The 20568-nt window shown below is 63.0% G+C and carries 21 protein-coding genes; 5 read left to right on the top strand and 16 right to left on the bottom strand.

The features are described 5' to 3' along the window. Positions 1-10: 10 nt before the first annotated feature. From ACZ9EJ_RS19820 to ACZ9EJ_RS19800, 5 genes are all read right to left on the bottom strand, one after another. A complete protein-coding gene (locus ACZ9EJ_RS19820) occupies positions 11-892 on the bottom strand; it encodes an ABC transporter permease (protein ID WP_046641761.1) in 882 nt (293 codons plus the stop codon). 11 nt (positions 893-903) lie between these two features. Further along, the gene (locus ACZ9EJ_RS19815) at positions 904-1830 is read right to left on the bottom strand and encodes an ABC transporter permease (protein WP_046631625.1); all 927 of its coding nucleotides are present in this window, start codon (positions 1828-1830) and stop codon (positions 904-906) included. Positions 1831-1842: 12 nt separating this feature from the next. Next, on the bottom strand, positions 1843-2826 hold the full coding sequence (locus ACZ9EJ_RS19810) for an ABC transporter ATP-binding protein (protein ID WP_046641760.1): 984 nt from the start codon (positions 2824-2826) through the stop codon (positions 1843-1845). Beyond that, positions 2823-3836 (bottom strand): ABC transporter ATP-binding protein, encoded by a 1014-nt coding sequence (locus tag ACZ9EJ_RS19805; protein WP_046641759.1) that lies wholly within the window; start codon positions 3834-3836, stop codon positions 2823-2825. Before ACZ9EJ_RS19805 ends, ACZ9EJ_RS19810 begins: the two co-directional genes overlap by 4 nt. Positions 3837-3943: 107 nt before the next feature. Continuing rightward, complete coding sequence (locus ACZ9EJ_RS19800) at positions 3944-5581, bottom strand: ABC transporter substrate-binding protein (RefSeq protein WP_046641758.1); 1638 nt, start codon at positions 5579-5581, stop codon at positions 3944-3946. Positions 5582-5982: 401 nt separating this feature from the next. Between ACZ9EJ_RS19800 and ACZ9EJ_RS19795 the strand changes: the two genes are divergently transcribed. Then, positions 5983-6801 (top strand): sugar phosphate isomerase/epimerase family protein, encoded by an 819-nt coding sequence (locus ACZ9EJ_RS19795; RefSeq protein ID WP_046641777.1) that lies wholly within the window; start codon positions 5983-5985, stop codon positions 6799-6801. Between the two features lie 41 nt (positions 6802-6842). Here ACZ9EJ_RS19795 and ACZ9EJ_RS19790 read toward each other — a convergent pair whose 3' ends face one another. Beyond that, on the bottom strand, positions 6843-7535 hold the full coding sequence (locus tag ACZ9EJ_RS19790; protein ID WP_046641757.1) for a GntR family transcriptional regulator: 693 nt from the start codon (positions 7533-7535) through the stop codon (positions 6843-6845). 249 nt (positions 7536-7784) lie between these two features. On the opposite strand from ACZ9EJ_RS19790, the gene ACZ9EJ_RS19785 reads away from it, so the two are divergent. Beyond that, positions 7785-9062: a cysteine desulfurase-like protein gene (locus tag ACZ9EJ_RS19785; RefSeq protein ID WP_046641756.1), complete on the top strand. Its 1278-nt coding sequence runs from the start codon at positions 7785-7787 to the stop codon at positions 9060-9062. 43 nt (positions 9063-9105) lie between these two features. On the opposite strand, the gene ACZ9EJ_RS19780 is transcribed toward ACZ9EJ_RS19785, so the two are convergent. Genes ACZ9EJ_RS19780 through ACZ9EJ_RS19770 form a run of 3 tightly spaced genes read right to left on the bottom strand, consistent with a single transcriptional unit; the run spans position 9106 to position 11407 of the window. Next, positions 9106-9615 carry a flavin reductase gene (locus ACZ9EJ_RS19780; RefSeq protein WP_046631610.1) on the bottom strand — a complete coding sequence of 170 codons (510 nt, stop codon included), beginning with the start codon at positions 9613-9615 and terminating at the stop codon, positions 9106-9108. Beyond that, positions 9612-10706, bottom strand: a complete 1095-nt coding sequence (locus ACZ9EJ_RS19775; RefSeq protein ID WP_046641755.1) for an LLM class flavin-dependent oxidoreductase — start codon at positions 10704-10706, stop codon at positions 9612-9614. The genes ACZ9EJ_RS19780 and ACZ9EJ_RS19775 overlap by 4 nt, the downstream gene beginning before the upstream one ends. Further along, positions 10703-11407: a GntR family transcriptional regulator gene (locus ACZ9EJ_RS19770; RefSeq protein ID WP_251090430.1), complete on the bottom strand. Its 705-nt coding sequence runs from the start codon at positions 11405-11407 to the stop codon at positions 10703-10705. The genes ACZ9EJ_RS19775 and ACZ9EJ_RS19770 overlap by 4 nt, the downstream gene beginning before the upstream one ends. A gap of 198 nt (positions 11408-11605) precedes the next feature. On the opposite strand from ACZ9EJ_RS19770, the gene ACZ9EJ_RS19765 reads away from it, so the two are divergent. Both ACZ9EJ_RS19765 and ACZ9EJ_RS19760 read left to right on the top strand, forming a co-directional pair. Further along, positions 11606-12361 (top strand): HpcH/HpaI aldolase family protein, encoded by a 756-nt coding sequence (locus tag ACZ9EJ_RS19765; protein ID WP_046641754.1) that lies wholly within the window; start codon positions 11606-11608, stop codon positions 12359-12361. Between the two features lie 28 nt (positions 12362-12389). Continuing rightward, positions 12390-13316, top strand: a complete 927-nt coding sequence (locus ACZ9EJ_RS19760) for an NADP-dependent oxidoreductase (protein ID WP_046641753.1) — start codon at positions 12390-12392, stop codon at positions 13314-13316. 6 nt (positions 13317-13322) lie between these two features. Here the strand turns inward: ACZ9EJ_RS19760 and ACZ9EJ_RS19755 are convergent, their stop codons facing one another. Next, a complete protein-coding gene (locus tag ACZ9EJ_RS19755; RefSeq protein ID WP_046641752.1) occupies positions 13323-14129 on the bottom strand; it encodes an aspartate/glutamate racemase family protein in 807 nt (268 codons plus the stop codon). A gap of 98 nt (positions 14130-14227) precedes the next feature. Between ACZ9EJ_RS19755 and ACZ9EJ_RS19750 the strand changes: the two genes are divergently transcribed. Then, positions 14228-14770 (top strand): winged helix DNA-binding protein, encoded by a 543-nt coding sequence (locus tag ACZ9EJ_RS19750; protein ID WP_051903914.1) that lies wholly within the window; start codon positions 14228-14230, stop codon positions 14768-14770. Here ACZ9EJ_RS19750 and ACZ9EJ_RS19745 read toward each other — a convergent pair. The 6 genes from ACZ9EJ_RS19745 to ACZ9EJ_RS19720 all read right to left on the bottom strand — a co-directional run bounded on the left by ACZ9EJ_RS19745 (position 14749) and on the right by ACZ9EJ_RS19720 (position 20505). Beyond that, a complete protein-coding gene (locus ACZ9EJ_RS19745) occupies positions 14749-15540 on the bottom strand; it encodes a cyclase family protein (protein ID WP_046641751.1) in 792 nt (263 codons plus the stop codon). The genes ACZ9EJ_RS19750 and ACZ9EJ_RS19745 overlap by 22 nt on opposite strands. Beyond that, entirely contained in the window at positions 15537-16781 is a 1245-nt protein-coding gene (locus ACZ9EJ_RS19740; protein ID WP_046641750.1) for an SDR family NAD(P)-dependent oxidoreductase, read from the bottom strand. Before ACZ9EJ_RS19740 ends, ACZ9EJ_RS19745 begins: the two co-directional genes overlap by 4 nt. After that, a complete protein-coding gene (locus tag ACZ9EJ_RS19735) occupies positions 16778-17956 on the bottom strand; it encodes a thiolase family protein (protein ID WP_046641749.1) in 1179 nt (392 codons plus the stop codon). Before ACZ9EJ_RS19735 ends, ACZ9EJ_RS19740 begins: the two co-directional genes overlap by 4 nt. Further along, positions 17956-18381, bottom strand: a complete 426-nt coding sequence (locus tag ACZ9EJ_RS19730) for an organic hydroperoxide resistance protein (RefSeq protein WP_046631594.1) — start codon at positions 18379-18381, stop codon at positions 17956-17958. Before ACZ9EJ_RS19730 ends, ACZ9EJ_RS19735 begins: the two co-directional genes overlap by 1 nt. A gap of 74 nt (positions 18382-18455) precedes the next feature. Beyond that, the gene (locus ACZ9EJ_RS19725) at positions 18456-20066 is read right to left on the bottom strand and encodes an AMP-binding protein (RefSeq protein WP_046641748.1); all 1611 of its coding nucleotides are present in this window, start codon (positions 20064-20066) and stop codon (positions 18456-18458) included. 10 nt (positions 20067-20076) lie between these two features. Further along, complete coding sequence (locus ACZ9EJ_RS19720) at positions 20077-20505, bottom strand: hypothetical protein (protein ID WP_046641747.1); 429 nt, start codon at positions 20503-20505, stop codon at positions 20077-20079. Between the last annotated feature and the right edge of the window lie 63 nt (positions 20506-20568).

The raw sequence follows: 20568 nt of genomic DNA, 5'->3' as shown, positions 1-20568 counted from the left end.
TGCCACGAAATTACGAAAGGGTGGGGTCGAGCTTGTCGCGCAGCCAGTCGCCGACAATGCTGATCGACAGCGTCGTCAGCATGATCACGACCGAAGGGGCAAGCATGATCCACGGCGCGCGGGTCAGGTATTCGCGCCCGAAACCCACCATGTTGCCAAGGCTCGTCTCCGGCGGCTGCACGCCGAGGCCGAGGAAGGAAAGACCGCTTTCCATCAGGATGATTTCCGGGAAAGTCAGCGTCATCGAGACGATCAGCGTCGAGGCGACATTCGGTAGGATATGGTGGAAATAGACCCGCGCCGGCGTCGCGCCGAGCTGCACGACGGAAGCCGCATACCCTTGCGAACTCGCCGAGATCGCAAGGCCGCGGGCGATGCGGGCATAACGCTCCCAGCCGTAGAACCCCATGAGGCAGACGAGCAGCACCATCGAGGAGCCAAAGAAGGCGAGCACGGCGAGCGACATGATCAGGAACGGCAGCGCCGCCTGGAAATCGGCGAGCACCAGCACGAGATGTTCGACTGCACCCCGGAATTGCGCGGCCGCGAAGCCGAGCGCCGTGCCGAACACCGCCGACAGGATCGTGGCGCCGAAGGCGATGATCAGCGACACCCGGACCGACTGGAGGAGGCGCGAAAGCACGTCGCGGCCGAGTTCATCGGTGCCGAGCAGATGTTTCAGGGCGCCCGGATGGGAAAGCCGGCTCGACAGGTCCATCGCGGTGATGTTGTAGGGGCGGATCTGGTCGGCGAAGATCGCAACCGCGACCATGGCCGCCAGCCATAGAATGCCGAGGCCAACGGTGAACGGCACGTTGCGGCGCAAACGCGTGATGAAGGTCGCGTACCAGCCGGGCGTCCGCGGGATTTCCGACAGATTGATCGTAGCCATATCTCTTGTCCTCAATGCGCCGCGTTGGAGCGAAGGCGGGGGTCGAGCCAACCGTAGAGCAGGTCGACGACCAGGTTCGAAACCACCATGGTGGCTGCAATGATCAGCAGGATGCACTGGACGACGGCCAGGTCGCGGTTGCCGACCGAGACGATCAGCAGGCGTCCGATGCCCGGCCACGAGAAGATCGATTCCACCACGACGGCGCCGGCGATCAGCGAACCGACCATGAAGCCGACGATCGTTACGATCGGCACGGCGGCGTTCGGCAATGCATGGTTCCAGACCACGTCAGGCCATTTCAGGCCCTTGGCGGAGGCGGTGCGGATATAGGGCTGCCCCATCACCTCGATCATGGCGCTGCGCGAGAAACGGGCGAGGATGCCGATGCCGCCGATGCTCATGGTGATCGTCGGCAGGATGCCATGCACCCATGTATCCTGGCCGCCGGAGGGCAACACCCCGAGAATGACCGCGAAGATCAGCACCAGCAACAGGCCCATGACGAAGGAGGGGATCGTAAAGCCGAGGACCGCAAGCAGGATCACGCCGCGATCGGCGAAACTCTGGCGATGCAGTGCTGCATAGACGCCCGCCGGGATGCCGAGGACCAGCTTCAGGAGCAGCGCCGGCAGGGTGAGCTGCAGCGTCGCAGGCACGCGCTGCAGAACCAGATCCAGCGCCGACGCCTTGTCGCGCATCGATACCCCGAAATCCCCGGTGAAGATCGATTTTACATAGGCGAGGTATTGCACCCAGAGCGGCTGGTCGAGCCCCCAGGAGCGACGGAACGCGTCGACAGCCTCCTGGGGCACGTCCGGGCCGAGCATGACCTGGGCCGGATCGCCGGACATGCGCAGCACGACGAAGGCGAAGGTGACGACGGCAAAGATGGTGACCAAGGCCCGAAGGAGCCGAACGGCTACGAAGCGGATCATCGACGGCTCCTCTCAGGCTGCGATCGAGGCGGCTTCGCCGGCAACGACATGGCACGCGGCAGTGCGGCCATTGCCGATCGGGCGAAGCTGCGGCACGACGGAACGACAGACATCCCGTGCCAGCGCACACCGCGGATGGAAGGCGCAGCCGGACGGACGATTGGCCGGGTTCGGCGGCTCGCCCTGGAGAATGACGCGCCCTTCGAGGATCTTGCCCGGCACCGGCACGCTGGAGACCAGCGCCATGGTATAGGGATGCTGCGGCGAGTGGAAGATCACGTCGGAAGAGGCTTCCTCGACGATCCGGCCGAGATACATCACCGCCACTCGGTCGGCGATGTTGCGCACCACCTTGAGGTCATGGCTGATGAACACCATGGCGATGCCGTTCTGCTCCTGCAGGTCGCGCAGCATGTTGACCACCTGCGCCTGGATGGAGACGTCGAGGGCGGAAACCGGCTCGTCGCAGACCAGAAGCCTGGGGCGTGCGGCAAGCGCGCGGGCGATCACGGCGCGCTGCCGCTGGCCGCCCGACAGTTCGTGCGGATAACGACCGGCCTGATCCGGACGCAGGCCGACGGCCGTCATCAGCTCGGCGATGCGGGCTTCCTGGTGCTGTTTCGGAATGAGCTTGTGGATTTCCAGCGGCTCGCCGATCTGTTTTGCGATCGTCACGCGCCGGTCGAGGGCCGCCAGCGGATCCTGGTAGACGAACTGCATCTTCGCCCGCAGTGCGCGCCATTGCGGCGTCTTCAGATGCGGCATCGGCTTGCCTTCGAACCTGACTTCGCCGCCCTGTGCGGCGTCGATGCCGAGCAGCATCCTGCCGAGCGTCGATTTGCCCGAGCCGGACTCGCCGACGACGCCGAGCGTTTCGCCAGGTTTCAGCGCCAGAGAAATGCCGTCCACGGCGCGCACCGGATGCGCTTTTGCAAACACGCCTCGGCGGATCTGGTAGATTCGGACGAGATTGTCCGCTTCGATGAGGGCGGTCATTGCAGCATGTCCTCGATCACTCTGGTTCTTCTCTCGACAGGCTCATTGGCCGGAACCGGCCGGAAGCAGGCGAGCTGCCGGCCATCGGCCGACGTCTCGAGCGCAGGGCGCTCGCTGCGACAGGCCTCCACCGCGCGAAAACAACGCGGCGAAAAGGAGCAGCCTTCGGGCAGATGTTTCGGGTTCGGAACCGTGCCGGGGATGGGGATGAGCCGGTGGCGGGGACCGTCGATCCGCGGGATCGCGTCGAAAAGACCGCGCGTATAGGGATGGCGCGGCTCGGAAAAGAGCTGCGCGACACTGCCCTCCTCGACGATCCGGCCGGCATACATGACGCAGACCCGTTCGCAGACCTGGGAAACGGCGCCGAGATCGTGGCTGATGAACACCGTCGCCATGCCGGTCTCGGCCCGGAGCTGGATCAGCAGGTCGAGGATCTGCGCCTGGATCGTCGCGTCGAGCGCCGTGGTCGGTTCGTCGGCGATCAGGAGGTCCGGTTCGCCGGCAAGCGCCATGGCGATCATCAGCCGCTGACACTGGCCGCCCGAGAATTCGTGGGGATAGAGGTCGAACCGGCGGCGCGCGTCGGGAATGCCGACCATGTCCAGCAGCCGCAGCGCCTCTCGTCTGGCCGGATCGCCTCTGAGGCCGCGATGCAGCGCCAGCGCCTCGACGATCTGGCGGCCGATCCGCAGAACAGGATTGAGCGAACTCGACGGATCCTGGAAGATCATCGCGATCCGTCCGCCACGCACCTGCTCGAAGACTTCGCGCGGGCCACCGGCGAGTTCCTGCCCCTCAAGCCGCACGGAACCGGTAACACTCGCCTTGCCGGGAAGCAGCCCCAGAGCCGCGAGCCACGTCACCGATTTTCCGCAACCCGATTCGCCGACGAGGCCCACTGCTTCGCCCCGGCCCACATTGAGGTCGATGCCGTGCAGAACCTGGACGCCGTCAAAGGCGACCTTCAGGCCACGCAGCTCCACCAGATTGGACGATGCTCTATCCATATCCCGCCATACTCCTGCCTTCCGCCGTTTCCGGCCGGGGCATTGCCGCTTTTGAAAACAGATGCTCCGGCGGCCGTCCGGTCGCCGGAGCAGTGGGGACAATCCGATCAGATCGCCCAGTTGGAGGAGCGGAAGTCCATCGCGAAGGCCGGAGCGGCCTTCCACTTGAGCGACGACTTCATGCCCGTGAACACGGCGTTCTGGTGCAGGACCTGATAGACCGGGTCTTCGCGCTCGGCGATTTCCAGCATGCGGGCGATCGCCTTCTTGCGCAGTGCGCGGTCGGTGGAGGTTTCCATGACCTGCGAAAGCTTGTTCATTTCGGCGTTCGTCCAGTCCTTCTTCTGCTGGACTTCGCCGTTCGGGCCGAACTGCACGACGAGGGGAGTGATCGGGTCGTTGATCGTGTTGGAAGCCGACCAGTCACGGACGCCCTTGACGCCTGCCGGATCGTGGATCTGGCCCCAGTTTTCCTTCATTTCGATCTGCACGTTGATGCCGACCTGCTTCCACATCTCGACCATGATCTGGCCGTTGGCCGTCTGGTTCGTGTAGTAGTTGTTGAGCAGGCGATATGGGATCGGGTCACCCTTGTAGCCGGCCTGCTTGAGGAGGTCCTTGGCGAGCTGCGGATTGAATTCCGGAGCGGCCCAGCCTTCGATGAACATGTCCGAGGTCCGGAAGGATTCGAACTGCAGACCGGCCGGGATGACGGTCTGCCCGGCCCAAAGCGCCTCGACGATCGCCTTGCGGTCGATCGAATGCGTCATCGCGCGGCGCATCAGCGGGTTGGCAAGGATCGGGTTCTGAGTGTTGAAGACCGAAACGCGGTGGTTCCAGATGGTCGAGCTCTGAACTTCAAAGCCCTTGGCAGCCCTGATCGTGGCGATCTGGTCCGGCGGCAGGTCGCATGCGAAGTCATATTGGCCGGAAAGCAGGCCGTTGACGCGCGAGGCAACTTCCGGAACTTCGACGAAGCGGATCTGGGCGAGCGGCGGGCGGCCACCCCAGTACTGGTCGAAGGCGACGAGCGTCAGCGAGACGTCCGGCTTGTATTCGGCAACCATGTAGGGACCGGTCGTGATCGGCTTGCGGGCCCATTCGGTAAAGGACTTGGCTTCGTCCCAGGCGCGGCGGTTGGTGATCTGGCTGCCACCGGAATAGAGGCGGCCTTCCATCGTGACATCCGGCGTCGCGTTGTGGAAACGGACGGTATATTTGTCGACGGCCTCAACGCCGGCAAGGGCCGGCCACAGGCGACGGCCAACACCGGGAACGGTAGCCGGCAGTTCCTTGACGGTGGTCGGCTTGTGCTCGGATTCGAAGATCGTCTTACCGCCGGCCGGCTCCGTATTGCCGAACACGCGCTCCCTGGAGAACGAGAACACGACGTCGTCGGCCGTCAGTTCGTCGCCGTTGTGGAACTTGACGCCCTGGCGCAGCTTCAGTTCCAGCGTCTTGTCGTCGATCCGCTTCCATTCGGTCGCGAGACCCGGGATCGGACCCTGATTGCCCATCCAGTTGCGCAGAATGAGGCCTTCCCAGAGGTTCGGAAAGAAAACGCGCTCGCCGACATTCGACTGTTCGTGCCAGACGTCGAGCGTGTTGTTGTTGGTGATCTTCTGGACGGCGATGGTAATCGAAGGGCGCTTGTCGCCCTGTGCGATCGAGAAGCGCGGCAGGATCAGCGAACCGGCAGCGGCGCCGGCAAGGCCAAGCGTGCTGCGGCGGGTGAAGTTGACCATGGAAATTGTCCTTTGGCTTCGGTTGATGGGCGAGTTCGATCAGGCCCTTTATGGGCTCGAGCGGTGACGGCTGAGGGTTTCGAAGAGCCTGGCCCGCCAACGACGCGCCATTTTCTCGGGCCGCGGACATGAAAGCCGCCCGCCCGAAGAAAAACGATAAGAAGCGTCTTGCTGCCGCTCACGACGACCCCCTGATTTGCAGGGGTTATTTGGCCAGCCTGTGTTTCAGTTCCGTGACGCTATCTTGGCGATTCGATGAAATTGAACACGGATGCAAATTTCATCATCGCGCGTTACAAATGTAATATTGCCGACACAAAATTCTGACATCGAACCCTCCGCGCGGATTTTCTTCCGACGCGTTCCCCTCCCCAAATTTCCTTTGTTTAATGGAGTTTTCCATGTCCTCCCTCCCCGTGATCGGCGCCGCCATGACGCTCGGCGAGCTCGAAATTCACCGCAACTGGCTTTTCGAAAAGCAGCGCGATCTCGAACTCCAGGATTTCACCACCGGTGACATATTGAACGGCGACTGGACGCCGCTCGCCGAGCGCGCCAGGAAGCTGCTCGATGGTTTCGAAGGCCGCCTCGGCATCCACGGCCCGTTCTGGGGCTTCACCATCGCCTCCCAGGATCCGGACATCCGCGCCGTCGTCGCCAAGCGCCTTAAGCAGGGCCTCGACGTCTGCGCCGCGATCGGCGCAACCCAGATGGTCGCCCACAGCCCCTACACGACCTGGTCCTACAACAACCTCGACAACAACAAGGGCGAGGGCGAGCGCGTCGTCGAACACGTGCACATGACGATGCGCGATGCCGTCAAGCAGGCCGAGGATATCGGCGCTGTAATCGTTCTGGAAAACATCGAGGATATCGACCAGCATATCCGCGTGGCGCTTGCCGACAGCTTCAACTCGCCGGCCGTCGCCGTGTCGATCGATACCGGCCACGCGCATTATGCGCATGGTTCCACCGGCGCTCCGCCGGTCGACTATTATGTGAAGGCCGCCGGCAACCGCCTGCAGCATGTCCACCTGCAGGATGCCGACGGTTACGCAGACCGCCACTGGGCACTCGGCGAAGGCAATATCCTCTGGCCGTCGGTCTTCCAGGCACTTGCCGATCTCACCAGCAATCCGCGCCTGATCGTCGAGATCAGGGACAAGTCGAAGATCCCGGCTTCGGTCGAGTATCTCGCTTCGCTCGGCCTCGGCCAGTAAGTCTGATTCTAAGGCTTAAGCCCCGGCGCACCGCGCCGGGGTCACCGCAATTCCGGGGACATGTCCCGCAGGTGCGACTGGGTGGCGAGGATATCCCCCACCATCATCTCTCGCGCCAGCGCGCCGTTGCGCTCTCGAAGCGCCGCGACGATCCGGAAATGATAGGACGAGAACGGGTACACGACGCCCTTGTCGAATTCCTTTTCCACGTAGTTGGTCAGCATCCGCATATAGGGGCCGAACCGCAGCCAGAGCATTTCGATATGCTGTGGCAGCACTTCGGAGCGCGATGCCTCGTAGATACCAAAATGGAATTCCTGGTTCTTGCGCAGCATGCCATAGACGTCGCCGGCCTTGCCGGTCTCGTCATGCTCGCGGGCGAGCGCTTCCGAACGGTCGATATCCTCGTCGGTCATATGCGCGGCGGCGAGTTCCGTCGCCAGACCCTCGAGCGCGATGCGCGCCTGGCAGAGATCGTCGAGCCGCTCGCGGGAAACCGCCGGCACCCGCGCCGATCCGTTATGGCCGATCTCCAGTCCGTTCTCCGCCGCGAGCCGCCTCAACGCCTCGCGCACCGGCATGTGGCTGGTGCCGAACTCGGTTGCCAGCGACGAAATGGTAATGGCCTGCGCCGGAGCGAAGGAACCCCACATCAACGCCCGGCGCAACTGTTCGTAGACCGTATCCTGAACAGTCACGCGCGACGTGACCTTCAAAAGCCCGCTATCCGCCATCCTTGTCCTCTGATCCATTCCCATCACAACCAGGCCTCGCATAACGGGCCGCGCTCTTCAAGTCTCCTCGCGTCCGGCCATCCACTGCTCCCGACGCGATTCCCCTTGATCAAATGCCAACAGCACAATAGAACATTTGAAATTTTGATCAAATGCTCATTCAGCAACAAGCCAAAACATAGACAGGGGGAAGCTCGTTGTCACCTGCATCCCTCTTCTTCGACGAATATGACACCCTGGGAGAAATCCATGAACACTCATGTTACGGCAGGCGACAACCTCGCCAAGGCTTTTCCGGTCGATGAACTCAGGCTGAAATTTCCGGCTCTCCAGAAATACAAGGAATTCATCTTCTTCGAAAATGCCGGCGGCGCTCAGGTGCCCCAGGCCGTGGTCGACGCCGTCGCAGCCCATCTCGTCGATTGCAACGTGCAGCGCATGGCGCCCTATCTGCACAGCCAGGGCGTCGACCGCACGATCACCGATGCTCGCGTCTCGGTCGGCCTGCTGGTAAATGCCTACCGTCCGGAGGAAATCTCCTTCGGGCTCAACGCCACGTCCTTCATCCGCCTCGTCAGCCTCGGCATCGCCAAGATGCTTCAGGAGCGCAACGAGATCATCGTCACCGACATGGACCATGACGCCGACATCGCCACCTGGATGGCGCTGGAAGCCGACGGCGCCAAGATCGTCTGGTGGAAGATGCGCGAAGACGGCATGCTGCATACCGACGACCTGAAGCCGCTGCTGAACGACAGGACCCGTCTCGTCGCCTGCACCGTGACTGCCCATTCGATCGGCACGATCGTCGACGTGGCGACCGTCGGCAAGCTGGCGCATGCCGCCGGCGCCGAGGTCTTCCTCGACTGCGTGCATTACGGCCCGCATGCGCTGATCGACGTTCAGGCCTGGGATTGCGACTATCTGGTCTGCTCCGGCTACAAGAACTTTTCGCCGCATATGGGCTTCCTCTGGGGGCGCTATGACGCGCTGGTCAAGCTCCCCACATTCAAGGAAGACTTCATTCCGGACGTTCCGCCCTACAAGATCGAGGTCGGCACCTTCACCTACGAGAACGTCGCCGGCATGAATGCCGCGGTGCTTTATCTCGAGGACCTCGGCCGCAGGTTCCTGCCCGAAGGCGAACATTCGCGCCGCGCCGCGCTTGCCGCCGCCATGGGCGCCATCCGCGCCTACGAGCAGACGTTGTCGAAGAAGATGCTGTCTGTACTGAAGAAGCACGGTGCCACGATCTACGGCGTTTCCGATGAAAGCCAGGTGGAAAAGCGCGTTCCGACGATCTGCTTCAACATTCCGGGCCTGACGCCGCAATACCTCTCCGCCGAACTCGGCAAGAACAGCATCGGCAGCCGCGACGGCCACATGTTTGCGCCGCGCCTGATGAAGCGTCTCGGGCTCACCATGGAAACCGGCTGTATGCGGGTCTCCATGGTCCACTACAACAAGGTGGAAGAGATCGACCGTTTCGACACGGTGCTCGGCGAGATCATCGCCAAGGCCAGGTAATGCAAAGCCCTCCGCGGGACGCTTTCCCGCGGAGGGCTTCATCTCACTTGAGATGGTGATAGCGGCGCCGGAAATAGACGAGCGCCTCTTCGTCCTCCGGGCCATGGGCAATCCCGACGACCCGGCAGAACAGCACGTGATGGGTGCCGCTCGCAACCGCATTCTCCACTTCGCAATCGAAGGACACGACCGCATCGGTCAACCGCGGCGATCCCGTCGCGGCGAGCACCCAGTCGCCCACCGCGAACCGGTCGTCCTGCGGCGTCGAACCGCCGAACAGTCTCGACATCGGCTCGTGGCCAGCACCCAGAGTGTTGACGCAGAGCACGCGATTTTTCTCGAACATCCCTGCAACCGAACTCGACCGGTTGAGGCAGACGAGCAGCGTCGGCGGCCGGTCCGTCACGCTGCAGACAGCTGAGGCCGTGAAGCCCGCAAGCCCGCCCGGCCCATCTGTCGTGACGATGTTCACTGCCGCCGCCAGCCGCGCCATGCCTTCCCGGAAGGCGAGCCGCGTCGCGTCCACTTCGTCGCTCAAGATATCCACCGTCATTCGCCCCTCAGTCCCGCCTTCCTCAACAAAGGCATGACGCGATCGCAGAAGAAAGGCAGCTCATAGGTGTAGTTTACGAAGGACATGGCAATACCGGAATACCCCTGTTTGGAGATCGCGATCATGTCTTCGACGATCTTTTCCGGTGTGCCGACCAGCGGATAACCGCCCGCGCCGCCTGCAAACCGCTTGCGATAGAGATCGTAGGCGCTTTTGTCATGAGACTGGGTAAATTCCTTCTTGCCCGCCATATGCGCATCGACGGCCGCGTGATCGGCCATCGTCACCGCGTAACGCTCGTAGTAATCTTCCGCCTCCTGTTGCGTTTCTCGGCAGACGACGTGGCAGACCGTATAGGCACCGACCTCGCGATCGAGCTTGTCCGCACGGGCCTTGATGTCTTCCACATGCTTTCCGGCCTCGGAAATCTCGGTGAACGTGGTGAACAGATATTCGCAGTTCTTGGCCGCGAAATCCCGGCCCGGCCCGCCAAAGGCGGCATTCATGGTGACCGGCCGCGGTGACTGCAGGCTGGCCGGCCGGCTGACGACGTCCTTGAGCTTGTAATAGGTGCCATCGTAATCGAACGGAGCGTCGGACGTATAGGCCCGCTCCATGATCTCCAGCCATTCGCGGGCCTGGTCGTACCCCTTCTCGACCAGCGGTACGCCGAACATGCCGAATTCCTTGGGGTTCCAGCCGCATACGATGTTGAGGCCTGCCCGGCCGCCGCTGATATGATCGACGGTCGCCAGCGCCTTCGCCGCGTAGAGAGGGTGTACGAGCGGCACATGCACAGTCATAAAAAGCCCGATCCGCTCGGTGACGGAAGCAAGGCCGGCCGCCCAGGTGAAGGTCTCGAACGACCATTCGCGCACCCGGTTCTTGCCGCCGAACCCCTTCCAGCGGGCGATCGGCAGGAAGAAATCCAGCCCGCCGCGATCGGCGATCTGCACGGCGTTGAGATTGTCTTCCCAGCGCGCCTGCCAGCGTTCCGGCACGTCGGTAATCGCAAGCCCACCGTCTGCATTCGGAGAAAACACGCCGAGTTTCAGTCTGCTGGGGCCTTTCAGCGGATGCGGCTTGATCATGCTGTTCCTCTCTTTTGTGTTCTTCTGCGGGCGGGGCGTTGGGCCTCCGCCTCTTCCAACTGGCGCCGCCGGACGGAGAGATAGGCCTCCTCCGCCGCGAACATGAAAAGCGTCATGCGGTCCTGGACCATCAGCGGATCGTGCGCGAGGAAGGCCGCGTGAATGCGGGAAAGACCGTCGATATACTGGTAGGCGGCGCTCGGATCGGCGAACGTGCCGAGCCGTACCGACTGGAAATAATCGATGAAGCGGGAAATCGTCGCCGCCATATGCGGATTGTTGACCGCCTTCAGCCAGGCATTGCGAAAATCGACATTGGCCGCCAGCAGCGCCGGAATATCGCTTTCGCTCAGCGCCCGTTCCACCCGGTTCATCGCCGCCGTGATCTCCGCCTCGATCTCCGGCGTCATGTCGCGGGCAGCACCGGCCGCCGCGCGGGGCTCCAGCTGGCGGCGCACTTCGAAAAGCCCGGAAATGTCTTCAAGCGATAATTCCCGAACTGCAAAGCCGCGCGTCGTGCCGACGAGATAGCCTTCCGAAACCAACCGAAGCAGGGCCTCACGCGCCGGCATGCGGGAAATGCCATGGGCATGAGCGATCTCGGTATCCACCAGGCGATCGGTCGGCGAAACGGCACTCCGCTGCAGCTTCAGCCGCAGATCGGCGTAGATCGCATCCACCAGATTGTCACTCGGCTTCAATATGGGCATCTCCTGTCAAAACAGTATACTGCTTTTGCCATTCTTCAAGCTAATTTTTACGAAAACCGCTGCAACGGCAAAAATTATGTCATTTTTAGTATACTGTTTAATTCGCTTGCGGCACCAGGAATTTTAGGCTTAAACTTTAATTTGGCGCGGCTTTCATAGCCGTATCAGCAGATGTCACAGGGCCTTACGATGAGCGAATTCCGCAGGAAATGTATCGGTCATGAGCGCGTCATCGGCACATTCGCGGCCATCCCTCATCCGGTCGCAATCGAAGTGACGGCTGCGGCGGGCCTCGACTTCATCTGCATCGACGCCGAGCATGCTCAGATCGGCCGTGAGCTGATCGAAAATCTCGTCCGCGCCGCCGATGTCCATCGCGTGCCCGCCATGGTCCGCGTTCCGGGCCACGCCCCCGAATCGATCGCCGGCGTGCTCGACGCCGGAGCTGCCGGCGTGCTGGTGCCGCGGGTATCGAACGCCGCCCAGGCCAAGGCCGCCGTTCTGGCGACCCGTTATCCGCCGGCCGGCGAACGCGGCGTCGGCCCCGGACGCGCCGCCGGCTACGGTTACCGTATTCCCGACTATCTGAAATCGGCGAATGAAAGCCTCGTCCTCGCAATTCAGGTCGAGACCGCCGAAGGGCTTGCCAATGTCGAGGAAATCGCCGCCGTCGAGGGGATCGACGTGATCTTCATCGGGCCTGGCGACCTTTCCGTCTCGATCGACGCGATGGGGCCAAAAGGCGCCAAAAAGCTCGACGCGGCCATTCTCAAGATCACCAAGGCCGCCCGCAATGCCGGCAAGGCTGTCGGCATCTTCCGCCCCTCCGCCGACGACGTCGGCAAATGGTCGGAAGCCGGCATCAGCTTCTATCTGCTCTCGAGCGATACGAGGTTTCTCGGCGCCGGCATCGCTGCCGACGTGGCCGCGGCGCGCTCCGCATAAGCCGCATCAACTTCCAGGGAGCGAAGACATGAAGGCCATCCAGTACAGCGAACACGGCCCGGCCGATGTCATGCACTATGTCGATCTGCCCGATCCGGTCGCCGGACCGGGCCAGATCCTGGTGAAGCTCGAGGCTGCCAGCGTCACGCCTTTCGACTGGAAACTCCGCGCCGGACACCTGCAAAGTCACTTCACCCTGCCGATGCCGAGCGTGCCCGGCCGCGACGGTGGCGGCACGGTGATTTCCGTCGGCGACGGCGTCACCGAGTTCAAGGTAGGCGACCGGGCCGCGGTCATGGCCGGTGCCTTCGCACAAGGCGGTTATGCGGAAATGATCGCCGTCGATGAAAAGCATGCTGTCAAAATTCCGGATAACCTCTCGACCGTCAATGCGGTGGCGCTGACCAATGCCAGCTTGAGCACCTGGATCGCGGTGCGGACTGCCGAAGTCAAATCCGGTGACAGGGTTCTCGTCCATTCCGGTTCCGGCGCAGTCGGCGGATTGCTGGTCCAGCTCTGCCACCACCTCGGCGCCCACGTCACGGCCACCTGCCGCTCGACCAATCGGGACTATGTGCTCAGCCTCGGCGCCGACCGCGTCATTGCCTATGACGAGGAGGACTTTTCCGAACTCCTCGCCGATCAGGATATCGTCTTCGACCTGATGGGCGGCGAAGTTCACGACAAGTCCTACAAGGTGCTCAAGAAGGGCGGCCATATGGTCTGGCTGGTCGCCGACCCGATCCGGGATCGCGGCGAGGAATTCGACGTCAAGGTCACCCGGGCGATGATCACCGACGACAAGTCGGCGCTTCAATCGATGATGGATCTCGCCGGCGCCGGCCTGCTCAAACCCCAGGTCGCCCGCACCATGCCCCTGTCGGAAGCGGCCGAAGCCCATCGCCTGATGGAAAAAGGCGCCATTTCGCGCGGACGGCTGATGCTGACGATGTGACGTTCTTCAGGTGCCGCTCGGAAACAGCGGCGCCTGACGGCCGTTGGCGACAAAAGTCCGGAAATCCTCGATCGCATGCTCGTTGGCGAGCGAACAGAACGGCCCGCGGCTCACCTCGATCCCGTTGATCTTCTGAAGCCGCACATCCATTTCGGCGCTCTTCAGTGCCACCGCCGCCGTGTTGACGACCGGCGCATGCAGCACCTTGAACCCGTATTCGCCCCCGACCAGCAGGCCCGGCAATACGCCTGCCGGCACCACGACGTCGGCGCCGTCCCGCACCAGCGGCTCGGCGCAGGCCGTGAAATTGGCAAGCATCCGCCGCCGCGCTTCGTCGTCGCCCGCAAAGGCGGCGCTGAAATCCGAAGGCTCGCAATTCATGCCGACGACGTGCTTCACGCGGCCGCCGAGACCGTAGAGATCGGCCTGCTCGTAATGCCAGGCCTGGAAGACGTCATCGAGCGTAACCAATGCCATGCGCCGCCCGAGCCGGGCGGCATAATGCATGCAGACCTCTCCGGCGCCGATCACCGGAATGGTCAGCGCCGACTTGAGCTCATAGAGGCCGGGATCCTGGAAATGGCCGATGACGACGGCGTCATATCCGCGGCTCGCCGCTTCCAGCCCGTTATCGATGGCGATCGCCGCGCAGCGGAACTCCGCCAGCCGCCCGAAATGCCGGTCCGGCGGACTGATACCGAAGACGTCCACTGTCGTGCCCGGCTCGGCAATGTTGTTCAGATAGTCCGAGAGCCGCGTCATATAGGCGGCGCTTGCGGTGGCATCGATGAAGCTTTGCCAGAAGATGCGCATATTCCCCTCGTTCCGTTCATTTCCCGGGTGCGATTCGCACTCGTCAAAACACCAATTTAAGGCTTTACTCCGGGCCCAGAAACCGCCCGGAGAGCCGCATGACTGTGTCGACCACGCCCGAGAACCCGCTGAGCGATACGACCGTCGAGATGTCGGAAGCAGCGCTGACCGAGTTCGAATGGTCGCTCTGGCGGATTTCCGCTGCCTTCCTGCGATGGCAGTCGGAAAGTTCAAGCGAGCTTGCGGGCGCGGGCCTGAGTGGCCTCGACACCGCCATCCTGCACACGATCCGCTACCGCAACAAGCCGAAGGGACTTGGCGAAATCTCCCGCCTGCTCGGCCGCGACGACACCGCCAACATCCAGTATGCCATCAAGAAGCTGCAAACCCTGCAGCTGATCGAGCGGGTCAAGGGTCGGTCGCGCAAGGACACGCTCTACACGCCGACCCGCAAGGGCACCAAGCTTACCCAGGATTATCGGGCCCTGCGGCGGCAGCTTCTCGTGTCGCTGATCCAGAAGATGGATCACGCGGAACAGGGGCTTGGCGAGGCGACCGAAATGCTGGAACTGCTCACAAGCTTCTACGACACCGCCGCCAGACGCGTGGCGAGCGGATCTCATCTGGTGGAGCGCTCCTGAACCAGCGCCAGAACGCGCAAGGGACTGCCCGAACCGTTCTGGATCTTCAGCGGCGCGGCGACGATCATCGCGCCGGTCGGCGGCAGTTGGTCGAGATTGGTGAGGCATTGCAGGCCGTAGCGGCCGGCGCCATGAAGGTAATGGTGCGCCGGATAGGGCGGCGAGAAATGCCCCGCCTGGCCGGCGTCGGTGCCGATCGTCTCGGTGCCGAAGCCGATAATCCCACGTTCCTCGACCAGAAAGCGCATTACCTCCGCATCCGGCCCGGGGGTATGGGCACCGTCTGCTTGCAGATTGGCATAGGCGGCGGCAGACTTCTTGGACCAGTCGGTGCGCAACAAGACCCATGATCGTGCGGGAATGCTGCCGTGCTGTTCTTCCCACTTCACGATGTCGGCAACCGTCAGCAGGAAATCCGCATCCTCGCTCGCCTGCCGCGAACAATCGATTACGCAGGCCGGCGCGATCATATCGGCCGGCGGCAGGGTATCGACGGAATTGAGCGGCAGATCGCGGCCCGTATACCAATGGATCGGCGCGTCGAAATGGGTGCCGGTATGCTCGCCGAAGGAGAGGTTGTTCCAGTACCAGGCCGGCCCGCCGCCATCGTAGCGGGAGATCCTCTCCATGCGGAACGGCGCCGATTGCCCCAGTTCCGGCGGCATGACGATGACCGGGAAATCCGGCGACAGCGTGTGGGTGAGATCGACGACGCGGACCGCGCCGCTCGCCAATGCCCCCGCAAAGACACCAAGAATATCGCCGCTCATTGGCCAGCCTCCCGCTCGACGGCTTTCGGATTGTCGAACAGACGCGCCTCGATATCCTTGGCGACATCGCCGACATAAATGTCTTCCAGCCCGCGCTTCAGCCCGTCGAGAACGGCATCGGCCACGGCCTTTGGCGCCACCTTCGGCGGCGGCAACGTCTGGAACCATTCGGTATCGAGCGGCCCGGTGAATGTGTTGATGACCCGGACACCGCCCGGCCTGAGCTCGGTGCGCAGCCATTGCGACAGCGACAGGCAGGCGGCATGCGCGGCGGAATGGACGCCGAACTGCGGCACATTGCTGAGCCCATGGACCGAGAGTACGTTGACCCAGGCAACGGCTCCGGCCGCGCCGTCGGCGCCGCGCGAACGCATCACCGGCCCAAAAGCCTGGGCAAGGCGCATCAGTCCCATCACGGTATGATCCATCGCCTCCCGCGCCGCATTGGCCGCGCCGGCATCGAAGAGATGCGCGGGCCGGACATGATCGGCCGTATTGACCAGGATCTCGACCTTGGCGCCGATATCCATCGCCAGCTCCTGCACGGAACGCTCGCTCGTCAGATCCAGATCGACGAATTCGACGCCCTCGATCGCCGCCAGCAACGCCTGCTGGTCAAGAGGTTTCCACCGATCGGCCACGCCGACGAAAATCCTGGCCGCTCCCGCTTTCTTGAGAGCCTGCGCCATTGGCAACGCAAGCGGGCTGCGCCCGTCGGTGATCAAGACCCGCCTGTGCTTCGGATCGGCTGTCATCTCGCGCCATTGGGGATCGTCTTCCATGTGCGGGGTCTCCGAAACGGGTTTGGCGAAGAACACGGCCTGTCCAGCCCGGTCCAGCTGCAAAGACAGCTTGAGCTGACTACCGGGCCCGCCGCAACCGCCATGCAGATGCACGATAACAATCGGCCCGCAATCGAGCTGAACCAGCCCGGTGCGCCAGGGCATATGCTCGCGGAAATAGGGGTCGCTGGTGACCTCGATCCGCGTTTCCGACAGCAGCGAACCGCCGGTCGGCGCGTCCTTGAACGTCAGGTCGGACGAAAGGCAGTTCGCGCAGGCCTCGCGTGCGGGATAGGTGTAGCGGCCGCATTCGCCGCAGCATTGCAGCACGAAGCGGCCGGTCGCGGCAGCGAGCGTCAACCCATGCGCCTTGCGGCTGCGCGCTTGAGGCGGCAGCAGCGGCTGCGTGGTGCGGGCGAGCGGATTCTTTCGCTTCGGCTTGAGAAAGGGTCCGGTCATGATGCCCTCGCCAGAATGGCGGTCGCGGAAGCGAGCCCTCGGTCGTAGTTGATCATGCCGAAACCTGAAACCAGCCCGAGCTTCGCATCCTTGACCTGCGTACCCTCTGCCGTCCCCAGAAGCTGGCGCATCGCTTCGGTAAGCCCGAGATGCCCGCCCGCGGCACCCGCCTGACCGGCAGAAAGCTGGCCGCCGGACGTATTGTGCGGAAAGGACCCGTCCACCGTGAACGTGTGCTGGCGCACGAAATCCGGTCCCTCGCCCTTGGCGCAGAAACCCAGATCCTCAAACTGCATCATCGAGATCACCGCATAATCGTCATAGGTCTGGACAAAATCCATATCGCCGGGCGTCGAACCGGCCATGCCGTAAAGCTCGTCGCGATCGACCACCCAGCCGCCCCGCACCTGTACCGGATCCTCGGCAAACGCATTGTGGCGCTCGGTGGCCGAGAGCAGCCGGACGAAGGGAAGCCCGAGCGAAACGGCCGTCTCTTCACGCATCACCAGAAAGGCCTCCGCACCGGCGCAGGGCATGACGCAATCGAACAGATGGAACGGCTCGGCGATCGGCCGCGCCGACATATATTGCTCCAGCGTCAGCGGCTTTTTCATCAGCGCATTCGGGTTTTTGAGGGCGTTGTCGCGCTGGGCGACGCAGAGCTTTCCGAAATCCTCGCGCGTCGCGCCGTAACGATCCATGTAGTGACGTGCGATCAACGCAAAACTCGCATTGGGGCCGCCTGCGCCGTAGGGATAGGACGCGTCCTGCGCGAAGCGGGAGAAGTTGGCGAGCGTCTTGCGGAACGTATCAACCTGGTTGGTGTCGGCCGCCACGCAGGCGACGATATCCGCGTCGCCCGCCTGAACTGCCCGCGCCGCGCGGCGGAGCGAGACGATGCCCGCAGCGCCACCCATGGGAACGTGGTCGATATGGCGCGGCGACAGCCCGAAATGCTGAGTCAGAGCGACGGCCACATCCGGCCCCATGGTGAAGCTCGCGACCGAAAAGCCGTCGAAATCCCGGTGGCTGATGCCGGCGCCATCGGCAAGAGCCCTGAGCGCCTTGCCCATCCACCAATGCGCGGTCTCGATGGAATAGCGCTGGTAAGGCACCGTCACCGGCAACGCCAGAACCACGCCGTCGTAGGATTGCCGCGCGCGGGACAAGACCATCAGGCCACCGTCAGCTTGACGTCGACATTGCCGCGCGTCGCATTGGAATAGGGGCAGCGTTCATGCGCCCCGGCGACGATCTCTTCCGCGACCGCACGCTCGATGCCGGGCAAGGACGCGACGAGCTCGACTGCCAATGCATAACCGACCGGCACGGGTCCGATGCCCACCTTGGCAGTGATCGAAACGTCGTCCGGCAACGCGATCTTGCTGGTGCGTGCCACGAGCTTCACCGCGCCGAGGAAGCAGGCCGCATAACCGGCGGCGAAAAGCTGCTCCGGATTGGTCCCCTCGCCTCCGGGCCCGCCGAGCCCCTTCGGCACGGAAAGGTTGACGGCAAAGCTGCCGTCGGTGCTCTGCGCCTTTCCTTCCCGGCCGCCATGGGCGGTGACGGACGTCTCATAAAGGATTTTCTCCGGGGTCATGCCTGCCTCCATGGCGTTATTTAAGCTGTAATTCATGTTATAACAGACGGGATGATGAATCCTAAGGGAATTCATCAAGCCTTGCGGATCGAAGCCTTCAGCTTCCGCAGATCGATCGCCGAACCGTCCTCGACGGCCTTCGCCGCCATCGCCTTGATCTCGCCACGCTGCAATTTCTGGGTCGAGCTCACCGGCAGCCTGTCGATGAAGACCACGTAGCCGGGAAGCTTGTGATAGGCGATATGAGCGCCGGCGGTTTCGATGATGCGCTTGGCCTTCCCGGCCGGCTCGTCCGCTCCCGCGGGTTCGTTCTCGACGATGAAGGCAAAAACTTCCTCGCCGCGCAGATCGTCCGGCACCGGCGTCACCGCCGATGCCTTGACCCCCGGATCCTTGGCAAGGGCCGCTTCCACTTCCAGAACCGCGATGTTCTCGCCGCTGCGGCGTACGATGCTCTTCTTGCGGTCGAAGAAATAGAGAAGTCCCTTCTCGTCGGCATAAACGACATCGCCGGTATGGAACCAACCGCCCTCCCACGCCTCTTCGGTCGCCTTTTCGTCGTTGAGATAGCCGCTGAAGAAACCGTCGCGCGGGTTTGCGCCCTCGGCGCGCACCAGCAGTTCCCCGGGCTTGCCGAGCTCCGCATCATTCCCCGCATCGTCGACGATCCGAAAATCCATGCCCGCACGTGGCCGGCCGATACAGCGCAGGCCCGGCGTATAGTCATCCGCCGCGGTGGTGGTCACGGCCCGGCCGCCGGTTTCGGTCATTGCCCAGGCCTCGACGATCGGAATGCCGTAGCGCGACTCGAACTCGATCTTGTGGCGGGCATCGACGCCCGGTCCCAGCGCGAATTTCACCCTGTGTGCCCGCTCGGCTTCGACGGCCGGAAGTTGCAGCAGGATCGCGGGAATGACGCCCAGACAATGAATGATCGTCGCGCCCGAATCGGCGATCGACGCCCACCAGCTGCTCGAATGGAACCGATCGAGCGGCACGATCGCGCCGCCCTTCATGATCATGCCGACAGCGGTGCAGCCGAGCGCATTCATGTGGAACATCGGTAGCGGCGTCAGCGCCACTTCGGTTCCCTCGCCCATCTCGGCGATGCCGCCCTGCGTCGTGTACCATTCGGCGATGCCGATGAAGTAGATATTCGAAAGAATGCAGCCCTTCGGCTTGCCGGTGCTGCCGGAGGTAAAGAGCAGAGCGCATTCGGCATCCGGGCCGCCGGGCCGTGCCTCGCGTGTTTCCGGCGAAGGCGGAATGTCGTCGCCCGCACCGATCACCGCCACCTTGCCCGGCGATATGGAACGCAGATCATCCAGCCGCTCACGGACGACGACCATCAACGAAGCCTCGGACATGTCGAGCTGAAAGAGCAACTCGTCGCGCCGCAGGTCGGGATTGATCGGCACGATCGAGACGCCGATCGCGTTCAACGCCAGCCAGTAGTCGAAGAATTCCGGGCGGTTTTCGAGCAGGAGGGCGACGCGGGCGCCGATCCCATATCCTGCCGCCGCGAACTTCTGCTTCAGCAGACCGACGCGCGCGAAAACCTCGCCATAGCTGTAGCGAAAGCCCTTAGGCGCATAGGGAAGCTTGGCGCTGGCCGGCGCGATCAGCATCGGCGCATCGGGGCTTTTCAGCGCTTGGTTTTCGAATAGGAGATAGGGAGAATGCATGGTCCTGTCCTTATGCCCGTTCCAAGATGCCTTTGATCAGGAACATTTCTGCCTCGTGGATCGTGCCGAACTGGATCCACTCCGCATCCGTCTGCGTCTCCAGCCGCCAGGTCAGCAGCGTCACCACGCACCTGTCCGGCGACATGCGCAGGAGTTCGCCCGGGATGACCCGGGACATGTTGCGAAACTGCATGGCGTCCTTGGTCGCGCCGACTTCGTAGTCCACCTGGAAGCGGGGCCGGTCGACATTGAGCCGCACGAATGTCTGTTTTCCCGTGAAGGTCGAGGTGCCGGCGAAGAGACCCGGCTCGACCTCCGTGCGGTTGAGGCTGCCCCACGCCCACTGGCCCTGTTTCAGCCCGTCCGACATCAGATCGAATGCGACCGCCGCCGGGCGCTCCACCATGATGCTGCTGGAATGACAATGCGGATCGATCATGAGCGTCCCTCTTTCAGCTGCGCTGAGGCGTCATTTTTCTAAAAGACATTTTAAGCATAAAAT

Source organism: Neorhizobium sp. USDA 3394, assembly GCF_056280385.1.
This window is presented reverse-complemented; position numbering and strand designations above follow the sequence as displayed.